This window comes from Nocardia miyunensis NBRC 108239 (genome assembly GCF_001613065.1).
GTDB classification, from domain to species: Bacteria; Actinomycetota; Actinomycetes; order Mycobacteriales; family Mycobacteriaceae; genus Nocardia; species Nocardia miyunensis.
In genome coordinates this window covers 13,251-32,212 of the sequence record NZ_BDBQ01000009.1, presented here as the reverse complement: position 1 = coordinate 32,212, position 18,962 = coordinate 13,251, and the positions used below count along the sequence as shown (strand labels likewise).

Genomic DNA, 18,962 nt, shown 5'->3' with positions numbered 1-18,962 from the left:
AATTACCAGTGCAGCCCCGGGATTCGGTTGGTGATTCGAGTAGCAGTTTCCGGCATCCCCATCAGTGGCTGCACGATCGGGGCCAATGCCAGTAACGGGCTTCGGCTTTCGGTCGCACCGGCGTCCGGGCGGTCAGCGCCGGGCCTGGCCGCAGTGGATTCGCCGACCATCCGGAATCCGCGGTGCAGGACAGCCTTCTTCACCGAGGGCATCACGGTGTCCACGACCTGCGCGAAGGTGCCGATCGGCGTATCGATGCGGGTCGGCCGTTCGGTCAACGCGCGCACCACGATCGCCGCGGCCTGATCGGGAGTGTGCACCGGGAGCGAGCGGTACAGATCGGTCGGCGCGATCATCGGAGTGCGCACCAGCGGCATCCGCACCGAGGTGAAAGTGATTCCGGCATCGGCGTTCTCCACGGCCGCGATCTCGCTGAACGTGTCCAGCGCGGATTTGCTCGCCACGTACGCGGCGAAGCGCGGCAGTTTGGTCTGCACGGCGATGGAGGAGATGTTGACGAAATGCCCGAACCGGCGTTCGCGCATCTCGGGCAACACGGCCAGGATCAGCCGGACCGCGCCGAAGTAGTTCACCGCCATGGTCCGCTCGAAATCGTGCATCCGGTCGGTGGAGTTGAGCACCGAGCGGCGGATCGAGCGGCCCGCGTTGTTGACCACGTAGTCGATGTGACGATGGTCCGCGAGCACCTGTTTGACCAGCAGCTCGACCGCCTTGCCGTCGGTGATGTCGCACGAATATGACTGTGCCGCACCGCTGTTCGCGCGCACCTCGGCCGCGGCGGCCTCGAGCTCGTCGGTGCTGCGGGCAACCATCAGGACGGTGGCGCCGCGGCGGGCGACAGCGTGCGCGGTGGCCAGGCCGATACCCGAGGACGCGCCGGTGATCAGCACGATCCGCCCGCGCAGGGGGTCGCCGTCGGTGCGGCGCGCCCGATCCGGATCCATCCGGCTGCGCCAGAACTCCCACAACTTCCCGGCGTACTGCTCGAATGCGGGCGGAGTGAGGCCGCGTAGCTGGGCGCGGGTGGAATCGGAGACGAATTCCGAGGCGAACGTCACGTGCGGTGCGACCTCGGCCGGAATTCCGAACTGCTGCAACAGATAATCGCGCAGCTGCGGCACGCCCGGGACCTTGCCGAGCATGGTCAACGCGCCCTGGCTGCCGGGCAGTGTGCCCAGTCCGGCGGGTGCGCCCGCGGCGCGGGCCAGTGCGGCGTAGATCTGCGCGAACGGCTGCGGTTCCGGGTTGACCAGGTGGAAGGTGCGGCGGTTCAGGCCTGGTCGGCGGATCAGTTGGCCCATGGCCGCGGCCACGTAATCGACCGGAACGATATTGGTGCAGCCCAGATCCGGCAGCACCATCGGCAGTTCCGAGGGCAGTGCGCCAAGCCGGGCGATGGCGGAGAAGAAATAGTAGGGACCGTCGATCTTGTCCATCTCGCCGGTGGTCGAATCCCCGGCGATGATGGCCGGGCGGTAGACCCGCCAGCGCAGTCCCTTGCTCTCGCGGACCAGCTTCTCGGCGGCGAATTTGGTTCGGTGGTAAGGAGATTCGAGATTCTGGCCGAGATCGAAATCGTCCTCGAAGAATTTGCCGCGGTGATCGCCCGCGACCGCCACCGACGAGACGTGGTGCAGGACCGCGTCGAGCCCGGTGGCCAGCTCTATCACCGCGCGGGTGCCGATGACGTTGGCGGCGAAGGCGGTTTCCTCGTCGGCGGTCATGTCGTAGACCGCGCCGAGGTGGATCACATGGTCGGCCTCCGGCGGATCATCTTGCAGCCCAAGATTTTTCGAGGTCAGGTCGCCGATCAGCGGAAACACCCGGTCGGTCGCCCGCCAGCCCGCGGCGAGCTCGGCGAGCTTGGCGGCGGAGGCCTCGCGCACGAGGATGTGGATCACCGCCTCGGGATCACTGGTGAGCAGATCCTGAACAACCCGGCGGCCGAGAAATCCGGTGCCGCCCGTCACGATATACGAAACCATCGCCCCTCCTGCATGTCGAACATGGTGTGGCGCAACAACTCCGGCTGCGCATGGCACTGTTGGTCCGACATTCGGCGGTGGATGCGGACGTGAGAATCGGCCGCGCTGGACTGCTTCCCTAGCAGGCGTTGGGCCGAGGTAGGAACACCGTCGTGCCTAACTGATGAGTAACTTTAGCGGGCGGAAATTGTCACCGCAACCAAACGGCGCTCCCCGTGGTGTGGGACGTATCACCACGTGGGAGCGCCGATTGATATCTGTGTCAACGGTTTTCAGATAAACCCCGCAGGGTTGGTTACCTTTGGGCGTACTGAATGTGACCTTCGGGCATACCGGATTTCGGAGAAGGCCGGTACCTTCAGCCCTGCCTGCGGGTCGGGAATTCCGCGGCGAGCTCGCGGAACATCGCCGAGTTGAAATCGAAGGCGCGCTGACATTCGCCCAGCACCCGCTGCTTCTCGAGATCGTCCACGGCCAGCGCGTCGAGCAGTTCGCGGTATTCGCGCTTGAACGCCGCCGGATTCGGAATCTGGTCGAAGACGTAGAACCGCACGCCGTCGCCACGCTTGGGCAACTGCCACAGCTTCTCGGCGGTCCCCCGGATGACCTGCCCGCCGGAAAGATCCCCGAGGTACCGGGTGTAGTGGTGCGCGACATACCCCGCGGGCCACTCCCGCGCGCATTCCCGCACTCGCTCGGCATACGCGGCGGTGGAGGGCAGCGGATCCAGGTCGTCACGCCAGTTCGCGCCGCCGAGATGCGCCAGATCGTCCTCCAGATGCGCCACCCGGGCCAACTCGGGGCGGACGAACGGCCCCGCCACCGGATCGGCCGCCAGCGCGTCGCCATGCTCCTCGAGCGCGCGGTAGACATGCCACAACTGCCCGGTATACCGGTAGAACGCCGCGACCCCCAGCCCGCCGCCGAGCATATCGCTCATGAACGTGGAGTTCTCCGCGTCCGCGTGCTGCCGCTCGGTAGCGGTGCGAATCTGTGCGGAAAAGGGCGCGGGCGCTGTGGTGTCGGGCATGGTCCTATGTCCTCACGTCGTTCCCGGGCGTGGCTCCGGCCTACTATGGGTTACCTAACTTCCCACCGACCATACCTGGTCGACGCCGCTGCGGAATCAAACTTTCGGACGAGAACGAATCGTCCGAGGATGCCCCGCCGAACCTCGGGATCAGATCTTGACGTTTGCCCACTTGGCGAATCGGGTGAGGGGATCGGTGCCGCGCCGAGTCTTGGCCAGGACACGGATCGTCTCGTGGACCTGAGGGTGGTTGCGGGTCAGTTCGGGGGCGACTCGGCGGGCTTGTTCGAGGGTCAGGAGTGAGCGTTGTTTGTCGCCGTGCAGCAGCCACGCCCGGGAGAGGTCGATGAAGTGGTGTCCGGCGCGCGAGGGTGCGACGGAGGCGGGCAGTCGGATCTGCTCGGCCCGGGATACGGCCGTGGTGCCGTCGGACAACTCGACCGGCACCGCCACCGAATGGATGTCGACGTTCGACGGCCGGAAGCCGGTTCCGTAGTGGTTGAACCGGACTGATCCGATCGCGGCGGCGATGTCCTGGGCTCCGCGCAGATGGGATTCGGCCGTGTCGTTGTCGGCCGCGCGTGCCGACAGGATCGAGCCGCGCAGATGCAGGGCGCCACGGACCGCAAGAAGATTCGCTGTGGTCGGAATGCGCTCGCTTGCGGTGTAGGCGCGTTCGATGGTGCGCAGGCCGCCGACGTATGCCCCGGAATAGAGCATGATCAGCGCGCGATTGTACTCCGCGGCGATCGGCCATATCGGATCGCTGCTGCGTTCGGCCGCCCAGGCGCACCGTTCGGCGGCTAATCCGGCCAGGTCCAGATAGCCGTATTGGTAAGCGAACAGCATCGCTTTCGAGTATGCGTAGGCCATGGTCGAGTAGACCTGCTCGAGCTGTCGACCTGGGTTCTCGATGTCGGCGAGCTGGTGCAGGCCGAGCAGGATATCCGGCAGATCGTCGATCATGTCGGAGTATCGGGCGCGGCGCATACCCTCCCGGACACCATCGAGCGAGGCGGTCAGATCCTCGAAACTCATTGGTACCGAGGGTGATTCGTCTGTGAACGCGACTATCGCGCGACGCAGATCGGGGATGAGCGCATGGGCTGCGGCATCCGAGCGTCCCGGAGCGTAGGGCTGCCCTGTGAGTTCTCCGATCCCGACTCCGAGGGCGCGGGCAACTGCCGTGATGAAAGCCGGTGATGCGGGCCGAGTGCCCTGCTCGACCTTGCGCAAGAGCGACAGCGAGATATTGGCCTTGTGGGCGAGCTGTTCCTGAGTAAGCCGTGCGAGTCTGCGCGCCCTACCGGTGCGATCGCCGACCCCCATCTCGTCCATACCACCGAGGGTGCCACAGCGTGTGTCACTCCGCAGTCTTCCCGCACACAAGGGTTGAAGTCGGCCCCGCCGTCGTGCTTGCGACCCCTGACCGCGATGGCGGGTGCTTCCCGACTGACAGGAGGCATGGTGGTGAGGCGCAACCCTACGGCGCTCGGTGTGGTTGATGCGGACGGTGAGGCGTATGAGTGGCAGCGGGCTCAGGTTTTGCGGTTGGCGCGGCATCTCGGGTACGCGGTGATCTGGGCTGCTGAGGATTCGCTACTGCCTCTGGTGGATCAGGTGCGGGCGGCGGATGTCGATGTCGTGATCGTGTCGTCGACCGATCAGGTGGATGCGCTGACCCTCAATGCGGTCATGTCTGTTGTTCCGGTGGAATCTGTTTGTCCGCGAATGAGTTTCGCTCGCTGGGGGGATACTCGGCCGGAGTGGCGCGGATGATCGGGCTCGGGTGGGGGATCGTCGTGGGGCTTCCGCTGGCTGTACTCGCCTGGGCGTGCTTGTCTCGTCGGTCCTGAGCGTCCACCGGGTAGTTGTGCCGCTGTTCGTCAGCTCGCTGGTTATCGGGGTGTCGGGGCCTGGCGCTGGTGAGCGGTGTTGCGAATCGGGCTGTGTTGCAGCGGGTGTGGCGACGGTGTGGGAGTGGGTGAATTGTCGTATATTCCGTTTGTCGGTGACGTCGGACGCTCGAGGCCGATTAGCACGAAAGTGCTTTCGCGGCAATGTGAATCGTCCAGGATCGGGTGGCTTCGGTTGTGGTGAGCGGCATTAGGCGAGGTCGGCGGATGGGTATCGCGACGCGCCCGGAGAGTGCGACACGGGCCGATCTTTTTCCGGGGCTACGTAGGTCTGGTGTCAGCGAATGTGGCCGTGTTACAACGGAGTTACGTGTAGTTGTTGTTGCTAACTAATTGGAGGGCGTGAATCATGTGTGGAATCGCGGGCTGGGTGTCGTTCGACTCCGACCTGACCCAGCAACAGCGTGTCCTCGACGCGATGACCGAGACCATGGCCTGTCGCGGCCCGGACGGGCGCGGCACGTTCGTGCGCACACACGGCGGGCTGGGGCACCGGCGCTTGGCCATCATCGATCTGCCCGGTGGTACGCAGCCGATGAGCGTGAGCACCCCGGCCGGTGACATCGGCATGGTGTATTCCGGAGAGTCCTACAACTTCCACGAACTGCGTGCCGAGCTGACCGCGCGGGGTCACACCTTCCGGACCGACAGTGACACCGAGGTCGTGCTGCACGGCTACCTGCAGTGGGGCGAATCGGTCGTCGACCATCTCAATGGCATGTACGCGTTCGCGATCTGGGATCAGCGCACCGAGAAGCTGGTGATGATCCGGGACCGTATGGGTATCAAGCCGTTCTACTACTACCCGACGCCGGATGGTGTGCTGTTCGGGTCGGAACCGAAGGCGATCCTGGCCAATCCGCTCGCGCGCAAGGTCGTGGACAACGACGGATTCCGCGAGTTGTTCGCGTTCACCAAGGCGCCGAAGTGGTCGTTGTGGAAGGGCATGTACGAGGTCCTGCCCGGCACGCTGATCACGGTGGACCGCAATGGGATTCACGAGCGCACCTACTGGCGGCTGGACGCGGTGGAACACACCGACAGCCAGGAGGACACCGTCGAGCGGGTGCGCGAGTTGATGACGGACATCGTCGATCGGCAGCTGATCTCGGACGTACCGCGCTGCGTATTGCTCTCGGGCGGACTGGATTCCAGCGCAATCACCGGTCTGGCCGCCGCACGGCTGGCCCGCGATGGCGAGCAACTGCGCACGTTCTCGGTCGATTTCGTGAACCAGGAACAGAATTTCGTCCCCGACGAGATGCGCGATACACCCGACTCGCCGTACGTGCGCGAGGTGGCCGAACTCGTCCGCTCGGCGCACGAGGATGTCATACTCAACCCGTCGGAGCTGTCGGATATGGCGGTGCGTCGCGCGGTGATCACCGCCCGCGACATTCCGGCCGGGCTCGGGGATATGGACAGTTCGCTGTACTTGCTGTTCAAGGCGATTCGCGCGCAGTCGACGGTGGCGCTGTCGGGTGAGTCGGCCGACGAGGTGTTCGGTGGCTATCGGTGGTTCCACGACGAGGTGGCGCTGAAGGCGGAGACTTTCCCGTGGATGGCATTCAGCAATCCGCTCACCGGCGAGGGGCGCTGGCAGATGCTCAATCCCGCACTGCGCGAACGTCTTCAGCTGGAGAACTATATCGCCGATCAGTACTCCACGGCGGTCGCCGAGGTGGAGCATCTGGATGGTGAGTCCGAGGTCGAGCGTCGTATGCGCACGGTCTGCCATCTGCATCTGACGCGTTTCGTGCGTGCCTTGCTGGATCGCAAGGACCGCGCGTCGATGGCGGTCGGGCTCGAGGTGCGGGTGCCGTTCTGTGATCACCGGCTGGTCGGCTACGTGTACAACACGCCGTGGTCGCTGAAGACCTTCGACGGACGCGAGAAGAGCCTGCTGCGTCATGCTACGAAACACGTTCTGCCGCAATCGGTTGTCGAGCGCGTGAAGAGCCCGTACCCCTCGACGCAGGACCCGGGGTACGCGGCGAATTTGCAGCAGTTGGTGAAAGAGATTCTGTCCGAGGGGGATTCGCCGATCTTCCAGCTGGTCGACCGGGCCTGGTTGCAGAATGCGGTGACCCAGGACCCGCTGCACATGGAGTCGATGACCAGGGCAGGACTGGATCGCACGGTCGATCTGCACACCTGGCTGGACATCTACTCCCCGGAACTCCAGCTCGACTGATGGTCCGCTCGCCCCGGGACCGGTTCTCGGGGCGAGCGATTCGGTGTTCGCGGCACGCACCCATGACACTCTGGCGCACCCGCTGAAACCGTCGGCCTCGGAAGTTTCGGTCGCGCCGGCTCGATGCGCTGGCGGGCGTGGTCTCGGTGAACTACGACCCGGTCGGACCGACCCGGCATCCTTGGACGGTCCGCGCAACGCGGGGTGCGTTGACTCGAGTCGGGCGTGGCGGATTTCCGTGGCAGCACCGCCAGCATGAGCGGATTCCCTATGCGAATCCGATACTGATGGCGGTTTCGATCGGTAGATGCCGTGTGGCTGGAGTCGATCCGCGCCTGCGCACAGCATGGGCACATGAGCATCGCGCATCGGCCCGGCACACTACGAACCCCCGTGTTGATCGTGGGCGGCAGCATCGTCGGTGCGTCGGCCGCGCTTTTTCTCGCCGCGCGCGGCATCGTGCCCGTTCTGGTCGAGAAGCATCCGGGTATATCGAAGAGGCTGCGCGCCAAGGTTTTCTACCCGCGCACCATGGAGGCGTACCGGTCCGTGGGAGCGGACAAGGACATCTACGCGCGTCAGGCAGTCCTGCCGCCGGCTGATCACGCCGCTGAGGTGGCTTCGCTGGCCGGGCCCGAACTGCGCCGGTGGCAGCTGCCCGCCGTGGCCGACTTCGGCGCTGTATCACCCTGTCCGAGTGCGCTTCTCGGGCAAGGTGAGGTCGAGGAGATCGTGCGGGCGCACGGGCTCGCCGCAGGCGCCGACCTACGCTGGGGTCACCGCCTGGTCGGATTCGAGGATCACGGTGAGCGCGTGCTTGCGCGGATCACCGATCCGGACGGCCGGGAGTATCGGATCGAAGCCGAATATCTGCTGGCCGCCGACGGCCACGGCAGCGGGGTGCGCGAGCGGCTGGAGATCGGGCGCACCGGTGAGCCGGGGCTCACACACGTCATGGAGATCGGCTACACCGCCGATCTGCGCGCCGCGCTGGCGGGACGTCGCCTGGCGATGGCGTGGACCGATGCGCCCGAACGGGCATTTCTGACCTGGAATGCGGCCTACGGCCGGGGCGCGGTCTCGGTGAACTTCGACCCGAGTCGCACCGACCCGGCCTCCTTCGACGGTCCGCGCAACGCGGCGCTGGTCTCGCGGGCGCTGGGCATCCCGGCCGCGCGGATCTCGGTCACCGGCGTGCGATCGTGGCTGATGGGCGGCTGGGTGGCCGACCGGTACCGCGCGGGCCGGGTGTTCCTGCTCGGCGACGCGGCCCACGTCACCCCGCCCGCCGGAGGTTTCGGCGCGAACACCGGCATCCAGGATGCCTGGAATCTCAGCGCGAAACTGGTCTCGGTATTACGCGGCGACGCCGATCCCGCCCTGCTGGACGATTACGAGCCCGAGCGGCGCGCGGTGGGCGTGCTGACGGTAACGCAGGCGATGGCGCGAGCCGGATACCGAGCCGGGGCCGAAACGCTGAGCGAGGCCGCGGTAGCGATCGGTTACCGCTACCCGATGATCGGCGCGGACCCGGCGCTGCCATTGGCCGATGAACCACAACGCTGGCGTGGCGAAATCGGTAGCAGACTCGTGCACCGGCCGCTGCCCGGCGATCGGGGCAGTTCGACGCTGGACCTGGTGCGCGAGGGCCGCTACCTGCTGCTCGCCGGATCGGACGGCCAACCGTGGCTGCGCGCCGCGCGCACACTCGACCGGTACGGCGCGTTCCTGGACGCGGTCGCCCTACCTGCCGAATACGCAGCGGCGCAGGATGATTCGCTCGGCACCGGTGATCGCGGCGCACTGCTGGTGCGCCCGGACCACGTGATCACCTGGCGCGCGGACGATCACCGCGACGACGCCGTCGGCCGGCTGTCCGAGGCGGTGTGGCGCACACTGACCCGTCGCCCCGCCTGATCGCCCGTTTCGGTTCGCGGTACGGGAACACCGCCGTAATCGACGATCACCATATGTTCGCCACGGGCGCGCTCACCGTCGCCGAGTCCGGTGGTGTGGCACAGCGGTCCACCGACCGCGGCGAATGCGCCCGCGCCGGGGAACCCCGGAATCGCCGGATCGCTGCAGACGCCGTTGGCGACCACCAGGTGATCACACTCGACGCTCGCGGACCGCGCGGAGCCGACCTCCCGGATGTGGAGGGCCGACCCGCCGCCCGGCTTCGGCATGGCCGACTCGACCTCGGTGCCCAGGCGCAGCAGGTCGGTGAGCCCGCGCTCGCGCCCGTACGCGCCGAGGTACTCGTGCATCTGCAGGGCGGTCGGCTAGTCCTGGTGGTGCGGCGGCATGGGGAAATCGGAGAAGCGGTAGGTCCGGCGGCTGTTCTGGGTGCGCAGGCCGGGATAGTGCCGCGTCGTGCTCCACACGCCGCCGACGTCGGGCGCGCGGTCGAACACCGTCACCCGCAGTCCCCTTCCGGACAACACCCGCGCAGCGGCCAGGCCGGAGATTCCGGCACCGACGATCGCGATGTGCATCCGCCCAGCGTGCCACGCCGATCCAGGGGCGAGCAGGGGTGTTCCGGACACCTCTCGCCAGACCCTTCCGGATGAAATGTTTACGGAGTTTAATAATAGGTGTTCACAAAATGAGTGTGGTGTGGTTCACTCATGCGGAACGTGTTCCAAAGGAGGTAACCGTGTCCGCTCCCGCTCTCTCACACAGCTTCGACTTCACCGATCCCGACCTGCTCGCCAGTCGTTTGCCCGTTGCGGAGTGGGCGGAGCTGCGTCGCACCGCCCCGGTGTGGTGGGTCGACCAGCCGCACAACGCCGCGGGCTTCGGCGACGACGGTTACTGGGTGGTCAGCAAACTCGACCACATCAAGGAGATCTCCAAGAAACCCGACGTGTTCTCCAACTTCGAGAACACCGCCGTGATCCGCTTCTACGAGGACATCGCCCGCGAGGAGATCGACATCCAGCGCGGCATGCTGGTCAACCAGGATCCGCCCTCGCACGACAAGCTGCGCCGGATCATCTCCCGCGGATTCACCCCGCGTGCGGTCGAGAGCCTGCGCAACGCCCTGCGCGAGCGGGCCGAGCGCATCGTGCACGAGGCCAAGAAGAACGGCGGCGGCGACTTCGTCACCCAGGTCGCCTCCGAACTGCCGCTGCAGGCGATCGCGGAACTGCTCGGCGTCCCGCAGGCCGACCGGGGCAAGCTGTTCGAGTGGTCCAACACGATGATGGGTTACGACGATCCGGACTTCGGCGGCGACCACAAGATGGCGACCGCCGAGGTCATGGGCTACTCGTGGAATCTGGCCGAGGAACGGCGCGGCTGTCCGGCCGACGACATCGTCAGCCAGCTGGTCACCGCCGATGTGGACGGCGAATCCCTGGGCTCGGACGAATTCGCCTGGTTCGTCATCCTGCTGGCGGTCGCGGGCAACGAGACCACCCGCAACGCCACCACACACGGCATGAAGGCGTTCGTCGACTTCCCCGAGCAGTGGGAGCTGTACAAGGCCGAGCGGCCGCGCACCGCGCCGGACGAGATCGTCCGCTGGGCCACCCCGGTCATCGCGTTCCAGCGAACCGCCCTGTCCGACACCGAGATCGGCGGTCAGCCGATCAGCAAGGGACAGCGCGTCGGATTGTTCTACGCCTCGGCCAATTTCGACGAGGAACGCTTCGAGAAGCCCTTCGCATTCGACGTGCTGCGGGACCCGAATCCGCACGTCGGATTCGGTGGCACGGGCACCCACTACTGCGTCGGAGCGAATCTGGCACGCCTGCAACTGGACCTGATTTTCAACGCCATCGCCGACGTGATGCCGAACCTGCGTCAAATCTCCGAGCCGGTGCGGCTACGCTCAGGGTGGTTGAACGGAATCAAGAGCTGGCAGGTTGCTTACGAATGAGCGGTCGGGCCCGGAGGAGGTAACGTGCCCAACCACAACGGGCCCCGATCGATCAGTGGACAAGCCACCCGTGTGCCCGCGCGCCGCGGCCGCGCGCCCGCGGTGAGTGACGCGGACATCCGGCGGGTGGCCAGATCCCTTCTCGCGGAACAGGGTCCGGAGGCGGTGACCCTGCGCGCCATCGCGCGAGCGCTGGGCATCACCGCTCCGGCGCTCTACCGCTACTACTCCTCGCGCGAGGATCTCGTCGCGACCCTGCGCCGGGACATCTGCGCGGACCTGGCCGAGGAGCTCGCGGCACAGGTGGCAGAACTGCCCGACGACGGCGTGGTGCAGCTACTGGCGGTATGCCGGGGCTTCCGGCGCTGGGCGCTGGATCACGCATCCGAGTTCACCCTGGTATTCGCCTCGCCCGCCGGGGAGAACGCCAGTGCCATGCGGCAATTCGACGAACCCTTCGGCCGGATCTTCCTGCAGGCGGCCGGTCTGCTGCTGACCACCTACGACATCGTCACCCCCTCGACCGAGGTGATCCCGGAGGCGTTGCGCGCCGATCTCGAGCGGTTCCAGGCGGACCTGCTCGTGGTACTGGCCGAATCGGGGCAGGAGTTCCCGGCCGAGAAGCTGGATCTGGGCGTCACCTATCTGATGACCACGTTCTGGGCGCGCATCTACGGGCACGTCACCCTGGAGGTCTTCGGCAATTACCCGATGGCCGTGAGTGATCCGGACATCCTGTTCGATGCGACGCTCGAGGATCTGGCGCGCAGCATCGGGGCGTGAGCCGCGCGCTCACTTCGGCGGCACGGCCGGGATCTCGCCGGTGGCGAACGTCGGCGGGTGAATCCCGCGGAACCGCAGCAGAATTCGCGGCCGCCGCAGGAATCGCGCACCCCACTCACCGAGGGTGACCCCGGCCGCGAGCGCACAGCCCACGCCGAATGCGGCGAGCAGCTGATTCAGACCCGTGGACTGCTGATCGTTCAGCAGGGCCGACAGGCCGCGGTAGATGCTCAGACCGGGTAGCAGCGGGGTGATTCCGGCGACCGCGACGACCAGCGGCGGAGTCAGCGCCCGACGGGCCATCAGACCACCGGCCAGACCCACCACGCAGGCGGCCACACCCGAGGACATCACCGGCCCGAAGCTCGAGTACTGCACCAGTAGGTAGCACAGCGTCGCCGCCGCACCGCTGATCGCCGCGGCGGCCAGCGCGCGACGTTCGGCGTAGCAGGCGAGAGCGAAGGCCAACGAGGCCAGCGCACCGGCGAAGAGCTTGAGCGGCAGATTGGTGATATTCGCCGAGGAATTCATATCGATCGACGGCGCCACCGCGTTCAACATGTCGGCCGCTCGCAGCGCCAGGGCTACCCCGGCGATGATCCCGCCGGTCATCATGAGCAGATCCAGCATGCGCGCGGCGGCCGTGATCGGCGCACCGGTGATGGCGTCCTCGACCGAACCGACGAGCTGTAATCCACTCAGCAGCACGGTGATTCCGGCCGCGACGATCAGCGACGGACTCGTCTCCACCCGACCGGCGAAGGTGGCGAGCAGGATCGCCGGCACGGTCGCGATCGCGCCGCCGACGATCGCCTGGAAGAACGAGGGCAATCCGCGGTAGTTCAGCGCGCGATTGGTGCGGTCGATCACGGCGGTGGCCACGAAACTGGACGCGGCGACGATCGGTCCGCCGCCGAGCAGCAGGCCGATCGAGGCCGCGAGCAGTGCCCAGCCCGCGGTCGCCACCCAGCGGTTGTAGGGGTGCGGTGCGGAGGTGATCTCGTCGAGTGCGGCGTGCGCGTCCTCGGGCGGCACCACCTCACGGCGGATGCGGCGGGTGAGCCGGTCGACCGCGGCGAGGCGGGTGAAGTCGAGCGTGCGGTGATTGACTATCCGCATGGTTGACGCCGGCGGCATGGTGGGCCCGCGATCGGCCGAGATACGGATCGAGTTGAAGGTGACGTCGATATCGCACTGCGACAAGCCGTAGGTGGCGGCGACGAATTCGATCTGGGTGGTGGTGTCGGTGACGGCGGTGCCCGAGGCGAGCACCACCTCGCCGACCCGTTCGGCCAGATCCATCACCTGCGTGACGGCGGCGTCGTCGGACAGATCGATCGGCTGCAGCGGCGCGGGCGCCTCGACGACGGCGTCGACGGTGGCGATGCGCTCGGCGACGATCCGGTCGGTCACCCAATCGACCGCACGCCGCCAGCGCGGACGCGGACGCGGGGTCTCCGCCTCCTCGGCGGCTTCGACTTCTACTTCCTCACTCACGTCCGCGCCTTCCGGCAGACGGTTCGGCGGCATTCCGTACCCTCACACAATGCAAGGTAGAGGGTGCCGGGCCTTCGTGTCAGCTCGGCTCCCAGATGTGTGGCCACACGAACACTCGACACGTCCTCGCGGTGAGCCCGGTCACGGGGCGTGGCCCGGACCCGGTCGTTAGGGTCGGGGCATGGCATCTCCAGGGAACAAGACAGCGGACATCCTTCGCGCGGCGCTCGACGGCCCCTGGCGCGAGGTGCGCGAGCAGGCACGGCCGCGACTGGACGACGAGCGTCTGTTCGGGGATCCCGACCTGGACTATCACGCCGCGCGGGCGCGGGTGCTCGAGCAGATGCAGCTGGTCTCGAAATTCGGTCTCGCCGAGCGCGGATTCCGGCGTGAGCACGGCGGCACCTCCGATCCCGGCGGCGCGGTGACCGGGCTGGAGATGCTCGCCTACACCGACCTGTCGCTGTGGGTGAAAAGCGGTGTGCAGTGGGGCTTGTTCGGCGGGGCGGTGGAGAATCTGGGCACCGAGCGTCACAAGGACGTGGTCACCCGGCTGATGTCGCTGGATCTGCTGGGCTGCTTCGCCATGACCGAATCCGGGCACGGCAGCGATGTGGCCAACCTCGAGACCACCGCTACCTACGATCCGGCGACCGAGGAATTCGTCGTGCACAGCCCGACCGACTCCTCCCGCAAGGACTACATCGGCGGCGCGGCCGAGCACGCCCGGATGGCAGCGGTGTTCGCCCAGCTGATCACCGGCGGCGAGGGCCGGGGAGTGCACTGCTTCCTGGTGCCGCTGCGCGACGCCGACGGTAACGACCTGCCGGGTGTGACGACCTCGGACTGCGGGCTCAAGGGTGGCCTGCCCGGCGTCGACAACGGGCGCATCCGGTTCGACCACGTGCGCATTCCGCGGGAGAACCTGCTCAACCGGTACGCCGACGTCGACCCGGACGGCACGTACAGCTCCGATATCGAGAATCCGAGCCGGCGCTTCTTCACCACGCTCGGCACGCTGGTGCGCGGGCGGATCAGCGTCGGCGGCGCGGCCGCGGCGGCCGCGCGCGTCGCGTTGAGCATCGCGGTCCGGTACGCCGAGCAGCGACGTCAGTTCGACGATCCCGATACCGGCGAGGAGGTAGTGCTGCTGGACTACCGCAGTCATCAGCGCCGGCTGCTGCCACATGTCGCACGGGCCTTCGCGCTGTCCTTCGCGCAGAACGACCTGGTCCGCCGGATGCATCTGGTGCAGACCGGCCAGGATCTGGATCCGGGCGCGCAGCGCGCACTGGAGAAGCGGGCCGCCGGATTCAAGGTCGCGCAGACCCGGCACGCCACCCGCGCCATCCAGGAATGTCGCGAAGCATGCGGCGGCGCAGGCTATCTCACCGAGAACCGGCTGGTGACGCTGAAGGCCGACACCGATGTGTTCACCACGTTCGAGGGTGACAACGTGGTGCTCACCCAGCTGGTCGCCAAGGAACTGCTCACCGCCTACGCCGACGAGGTCCGCGATCTGGACGCGCTGGGCTGGGTGCGTTTCGCCGCGACCATGGCGCGGGACGTCGCGCGGGAGAGTTCCGGTGTGCGCCAATTGATTCAGCGACTGCGGGACCGCGGCGGCGATTCGCTCGAGGACGGCGACCTGTCCCGTCGCGCGGTGCAGTTGCAGCTGTTCGCGGACCGCGAGGACTACCTCGTGCGCACCGCCGCGCACCGGTTGCAGGCTCGCGCCAAGGAGACCGGGCCGTTCGAGGCGTTCAACAACGCCCAGGACCACATCCTGCTGGCCGGTGAGGCGCACATCGAGCGGCTGGTGCTCGAGGCGTTCATCGAGGGGATCGCCGATATCGACGACGAGCAGGCCCGCGCCCTGGCCGACACCGTCTGCGACCTTTACGTGTACTCCGTGCTGGAGCAGAACCAAGCCTGGTACATCATGCACCGGTTCATGTCGGTGGACCGGGCCAAGCTCGTGCGTCGAGGGGTCAACGAGCTGGTCGACCGCCTGCGCCCGCACGCGACAACCCTGGTCGAGGCGCTGGGCGTGCCCGAGAGCATCCTGCGCGCCGCCATGCTCGACGACGCGAGCGTGCACCAGGGGCAGTGAATCGGGCCTCGACGGCGCGGTACGGCAGAGGTCGAGCGGACGGGCGTCGATAGGGTCGGTGCCGTGAAACGCGTGTCCGCTCTGCCGTCCTATCGGATCGTTCCGCTCGCGACGGTCGTCATCCTCGCAATACTGGTCACCGTCCTGCTGCCGCTGGCCTTTCCGGCCGGCGGCGGGCCGACCGGATTCGATCGGGTCGTGGACGACCGGATCCACTCGGCCCTGGACACGCACCACACCGTTCTCCGGGTACTGGTGACGCCCAGCGACGCGCCCGTCGTCCTGGCCGTCCTGCTGATCGGGGTGCTCTGGTACGCCTGGCGGCGGGACTGGTGGCGATTCGGATTCCTGCTGGTGGCACCGGAACTCGCGGTCGCGATCAACACCTACGCGCTGAAGTACGTGTGGCACAGGCATCTTCACCACTACCTGGCCTATCCGAGCGGCCACACCGTGCAATTCATCTCCATCGCAACCGCTTTCGTGCTCGTCGTGCCCACGACGCGGCTGCGGATCGGCGCGACGACGCTGGCTCTGGTGCTACTGGCGGCGATCGCGATCGGCATGATCGGCTTCGGCTACCACTATCCGACCGACGTACTCGGCGGCACCGCCACGGCCATCGCACTGGTGACCGCGATGTACGCGATACTCCCGGGCGCGCTGCGCCGGAACGCGAATCCCGTTCAGCCCGGACCGAACTGAACGATGGCCGTGATCACGAACCACAGCAGCCACGCGACCGCGACGAGCATTCCCACCGCGAGCACGATCCGCTTGGCCCCCTGCCGCAGATCCATCTCGCCCGGCTCGGTGGGGTACAGCTCCCACGGGCTGTACCAGGGCATGGCCATCGAGGTCGGTCTGGCCGCGTCCTGTTCGAGCTGAGTCATCTCCTCGCGGAAGGACTCGGCCTGCGCCTGTTGCGGACCGCCGCGCCACAGCGTGGTGTCCACCGGGCCGCCGAAGCCCTCGGCGACCAGATCCTGCGGCGAGGGCAGGTAGGGGAGCAGATTCAGCCCGCGGAAGGCCATCGCCACCTCGTTGGTCGTCCACTGGGCGCGTCCCATGGAGGTCAGCGCGTCGAGGTACTCGGCCAGGTGCTGATGCCGGTCGCCGACCACCACCTGCAGTCCGGGATCGCTCCACAGCTGCCGCAGGCGCACGCTCGACCCCCGCGGCGGCACCACCAGTACGACGCCCTGCACCACCCGCTGTCCGAGTCCCCGGTCGGCCAGCCAGCCCTGCAACGCATAGGTGTGCGCACGCGAGGAGTCCAGCGGATTGCGTCGCCCGCCCTCCAGGGAGACCACCTGGCTACCGACCCGCCAGGGGCCGTCCAGCGGCACTTCCAGCTCTCCGGACACATGTTCCACCAGCGCCTCGGCCTCGATGACCACGCAGCTGGTCGGCGTCCACACGATCGCGTCGAACTGGTGCAGCTGCTTTTCGAAGAACAGACTGCAATTGACCATGGCCACGCCGTGCGGATCACCCGGACCCTTCCAGGTGCGCAACCAATCGATCAGTACCCGCTCGGCCTGAGTGCTCGCCGAGTTCTGCACACGCACGAGCATTGGCGACCCGCCCTTTCCCGTCGATACTCGTCACCGCAAAGCATAAGTGCCGCACGGGTTTGCTGCGCCCGATTGCCGCGGCTTCCCTGCGGCGTGTTCGCCGCCCCGGCCGCGGGCTGCTCGCGCGGTGCGGGCCTGGGGGAGTTGGCATCTCGCTGTCGGTACCGGTGAATTCCGGTCGGACGTGGTGCTGGTCGCCGCCCTTTGATGTGATGCGATGTCCGGGGAGGCGGTGGCCGCATCGGCAACGCCGGTTCGCCGTCGCCGCTCAGGCGGTGGGCACCGCGGGACCGGTGGGGGTGATCGGCAGACGCAGTGCGCCGGGGGCCCAGACCGGGACGGACGGCTGGATCGGGGCGACCGGTTCGATGCGGCGGTACGTCCGGCCCAGAGCCGGGCGCGGATCGGGCGCGCCCTTGTTGGGCCAGAACGCCATGGCCCGCTCGGCCTGCGCGGTGATGGTGAGCGAGGGGTTCACGCCCAGGTTCGCGGTGACCGCCGAACCGTCGGCGATGTGCAGGCCAGGATGACCGAAGACGCGCTGGTACGGGTCGACCACGCCGGTGTCGGGGCTCTCGCCGATGACGCAGCCGCCGATGTAGTGCGCGGTCGCGGGGATGTTGAACACGTCCATCACCAGGCCGTGCACATCGCCGTCGACCTTCTCGCCGAAGCGGCGGCCGACTTCGTGCGCCATCGGGATCCAGGTCGGATTCGGCGCGCCCGTACCCTGCTTCGTCTTGAGCCTGCCCCAGCGCCGGAACGAGGTGAGCGAATTGTCCAGCGACTGCATGACCAGCAGAATCACCGACTTCTCCGAGGCGTGCCGGACGTTGAGGCTGCGCAGGAACACCATCGGCTGGGTGAACATGGCCAGCAGGAAGCGCAGGAACCGGAACGCGCCGCCGTCCACGATCGGGACCGACATCGGGAACAGCGCGTTCTGGCCCTTGCCGTAGTGGCACACCTCGATGTGGGTGTCCGGTTCGGGATGGATCGAGGAGGTGATCGCGATGCCCTCGGCGAAATCGTGCCGGTCGCGGCTGACCACGTTCAGGATCGCCTCGGAGTTGCTGCGGGTGAGCTCGCCCAGGCGCGGGGACAGATGCGGCAGCACCTTCTCGTCGTGCATCTTGTGCAGCAGCTTCTGGGTGCCGAGCGCGGCCGCGGCGAACACCACCTGTTCGGCGGTGAATGTCTTGCGCTGCTTGCGAATCCAGCGATCCGAGCGTCCGGTCTCGATGGCGTAGCCGCCGCCGATCATGGGCCGGACCTTGCTCGCGGTGGTCAGCTCGAAAATGTGCGCCCCGGCCTGTTCGGCCAGGTACAGGTAGTTGGTCGGGGTGGTGTTCTTGGCGTTGTGCGGGCAGCCGGTGAAACAGCGCGCGCAGTGCACGCAGCCGTTGCGGCTCGGTCCGGCTCCGCCGAAGTACGGATCGTCGACCTCGGCGCCGGGATCCTGCTCGTTGAAGAAGACTCCGACGTTGGTCGGGTGGAAGGTCTCCGAGACGCCCAGATCGTCGGCGATCGCGCGGATGACCTCGTCGGCCGGGGTCGTGCGCGGATTCGGGGCCACGCCGAGCATGCGCTTGGCCTGGTCGTAGTAGGGCGCGAGTTCACCGCGCCAGTCGGTGATGTGCGCCCACTGCCGGTCCTCGTAGAAGTTCGCCAGCGGCTCGTACAGGGTGTTGCCGTAGATCAGCGAACCGCCGCCCACCCCGGCCGCGGAGAACACCGCGCACTTGCCCAGCACACTGATCCGCTGCGGACCGGTCATACCCAGCCGGGGAGCCCAGAGCGACTTGCGCACATTCCAATTCGTATTCGGGATGGCCTCGGCGGGCCAGCGGCGACCGGATTCGAGGACCGCCACCCGGTACCCCTTCTCGGTCAGCCGCAGCGCGCTCACGCTGCCGCCGAACCCGGAGCCGATCACTACGACGTCGTAGTCGAAGTCGGGCAT

At 67.2% G+C, this 18,962-nt stretch carries 15 protein-coding genes; 7 read left to right on the top strand and 8 right to left on the bottom strand.

Annotation, left to right across the window (positions count from 1 at the left end; translation table 11 throughout):
- Positions 1-2 precede the first annotated feature (2 nt).
- The 3 genes from NM2_RS04590 to NM2_RS04580 all read right to left on the bottom strand — a co-directional run bounded on the left by NM2_RS04590 (position 3) and on the right by NM2_RS04580 (position 4,374).
- Complete coding sequence (locus tag NM2_RS04590; protein WP_067664419.1) at positions 3-2,006, bottom strand: SDR family oxidoreductase; 2,004 nt, start codon at positions 2,004-2,006, stop codon at positions 3-5.
- 358 nt (positions 2,007-2,364) lie between these two features.
- Positions 2,365-3,036, bottom strand: coding sequence for a biliverdin-producing heme oxygenase (locus NM2_RS04585; protein ID WP_067664417.1), 672 nt, complete (start codon positions 3,034-3,036; stop codon positions 2,365-2,367).
- A 150-nt stretch (positions 3,037-3,186) separates the two neighbouring features.
- The gene (locus NM2_RS04580) at positions 3,187-4,374 is read right to left on the bottom strand and encodes a helix-turn-helix domain-containing protein (RefSeq protein WP_067664415.1); all 1,188 of its coding nucleotides are present in this window, start codon (positions 4,372-4,374) and stop codon (positions 3,187-3,189) included.
- Between the two features lie 126 nt (positions 4,375-4,500).
- Here NM2_RS04580 and NM2_RS04575 point away from each other — a divergent pair, with 126 nt between their 5' ends.
- The 3 genes from NM2_RS04575 (at position 4,501) to NM2_RS04565 (ending at position 9,063) form a co-directional block, all read left to right on the top strand.
- Positions 4,501-4,815 (top strand): hypothetical protein, encoded by a 315-nt coding sequence (locus NM2_RS04575; protein ID WP_067664413.1) that lies wholly within the window; start codon positions 4,501-4,503, stop codon positions 4,813-4,815.
- Between the two features lie 486 nt (positions 4,816-5,301).
- The gene (gene asnB, locus NM2_RS04570; protein ID WP_067664411.1) at positions 5,302-7,146 is read left to right on the top strand and encodes an asparagine synthase (glutamine-hydrolyzing); all 1,845 of its coding nucleotides are present in this window, start codon (positions 5,302-5,304) and stop codon (positions 7,144-7,146) included.
- Between the two features lie 354 nt (positions 7,147-7,500).
- Positions 7,501-9,063, top strand: coding sequence for an FAD-dependent monooxygenase (locus tag NM2_RS04565; protein WP_084530495.1), 1,563 nt, complete (start codon positions 7,501-7,503; stop codon positions 9,061-9,063).
- Here NM2_RS04565 and NM2_RS04560 read toward each other — a convergent pair.
- On the bottom strand, positions 8,994-9,413 hold the full coding sequence (locus NM2_RS04560) for a hypothetical protein (RefSeq protein WP_067664407.1): 420 nt from the start codon (positions 9,411-9,413) through the stop codon (positions 8,994-8,996). The genes NM2_RS04565 and NM2_RS04560 overlap by 70 nt on opposite strands.
- Before the next feature lie 15 nt (positions 9,414-9,428).
- Complete coding sequence (locus NM2_RS04555) at positions 9,429-9,692, bottom strand: FAD-dependent oxidoreductase (protein WP_369690299.1); 264 nt, start codon at positions 9,690-9,692, stop codon at positions 9,429-9,431.
- A 110-nt stretch (positions 9,693-9,802) separates the two neighbouring features.
- On the opposite strand from NM2_RS04555, the gene NM2_RS04550 reads away from it, so the two are divergent.
- Positions 9,803-11,029 (top strand): cytochrome P450, encoded by a 1,227-nt coding sequence (locus tag NM2_RS04550; RefSeq protein WP_067664612.1) that lies wholly within the window; start codon positions 9,803-9,805, stop codon positions 11,027-11,029.
- Positions 11,030-11,053: 24 nt separating this feature from the next.
- Complete coding sequence (locus NM2_RS04545; protein WP_245717837.1) at positions 11,054-11,812, top strand: TetR/AcrR family transcriptional regulator; 759 nt, start codon at positions 11,054-11,056, stop codon at positions 11,810-11,812.
- A 9-nt stretch (positions 11,813-11,821) separates the two neighbouring features.
- On the opposite strand, the gene NM2_RS04540 is transcribed toward NM2_RS04545, so the two are convergent.
- A complete protein-coding gene (locus NM2_RS04540; protein ID WP_245717852.1) occupies positions 11,822-13,225 on the bottom strand; it encodes a threonine/serine exporter family protein in 1,404 nt (467 codons plus the stop codon).
- A gap of 265 nt (positions 13,226-13,490) precedes the next feature.
- Between NM2_RS04540 and NM2_RS04535 the strand changes: the two genes are divergently transcribed.
- Complete coding sequence (locus tag NM2_RS04535) at positions 13,491-15,422, top strand: acyl-CoA dehydrogenase family protein (protein ID WP_067664399.1); 1,932 nt, start codon at positions 13,491-13,493, stop codon at positions 15,420-15,422.
- A gap of 63 nt (positions 15,423-15,485) precedes the next feature.
- On the top strand, positions 15,486-16,127 hold the full coding sequence (locus NM2_RS04530; RefSeq protein WP_169816101.1) for a phosphatase PAP2 family protein: 642 nt from the start codon (positions 15,486-15,488) through the stop codon (positions 16,125-16,127).
- Here NM2_RS04530 and NM2_RS04525 read toward each other — a convergent pair.
- Together NM2_RS04525 and NM2_RS04520 are read right to left on the bottom strand one after the other, a co-directional pair.
- Complete coding sequence (locus tag NM2_RS04525; protein WP_245717836.1) at positions 16,109-16,987, bottom strand: nuclease-related domain-containing protein; 879 nt, start codon at positions 16,985-16,987, stop codon at positions 16,109-16,111. The genes NM2_RS04530 and NM2_RS04525 overlap by 19 nt on opposite strands.
- 280 nt (positions 16,988-17,267) lie before the next feature.
- Positions 17,268-18,962 carry an FAD-dependent oxidoreductase gene (locus NM2_RS04520; RefSeq protein ID WP_067664395.1) on the bottom strand — a complete coding sequence of 565 codons (1,695 nt, stop codon included), beginning with the start codon at positions 18,960-18,962 and terminating at the stop codon, positions 17,268-17,270.

What these genes read in the sequence shown, in the direction of transcription:
- NM2_RS04575 (WP_067664413.1), top strand. Translation starts at nt 4,501, where the DNA reads ATGGTGGTGAGGCGCAACCCTACGGCGCTCGGTGTGGTTGATGCGGAC.
- NM2_RS04585 (WP_067664417.1), bottom strand. Translation starts at nt 3,036, where the DNA reads ATGCCCGACACCACAGCGCCCGCGCCCTTTTCCGCACAGATTCGCACC.
- NM2_RS04535 (WP_067664399.1), top strand. Translation starts at nt 13,491, where the DNA reads ATGGCATCTCCAGGGAACAAGACAGCGGACATCCTTCGCGCGGCGCTC.
- asnB (WP_067664411.1), top strand. Translation starts at nt 5,302, where the DNA reads ATGTGTGGAATCGCGGGCTGGGTGTCGTTCGACTCCGACCTGACCCAG.
- NM2_RS04580 (WP_067664415.1), bottom strand. Translation starts at nt 4,374, where the DNA reads ATGGACGAGATGGGGGTCGGCGATCGCACCGGTAGGGCGCGCAGACTC.
- NM2_RS04590 (WP_067664419.1), bottom strand. Translation starts at nt 2,006, where the DNA reads ATGGTTTCGTATATCGTGACGGGCGGCACCGGATTTCTCGGCCGCCGG.
- NM2_RS04565 (WP_084530495.1), top strand. Translation starts at nt 7,501, where the DNA reads ATGAGCATCGCGCATCGGCCCGGCACACTACGAACCCCCGTGTTGATC.
- NM2_RS04560 (WP_067664407.1), bottom strand. Translation starts at nt 9,413, where the DNA reads ATGCACGAGTACCTCGGCGCGTACGGGCGCGAGCGCGGGCTCACCGAC.
- NM2_RS04520 (WP_067664395.1), bottom strand. Translation starts at nt 18,962, where the DNA reads ATGCCCGACTTCGACTACGACGTCGTAGTGATCGGCTCCGGGTTCGGC.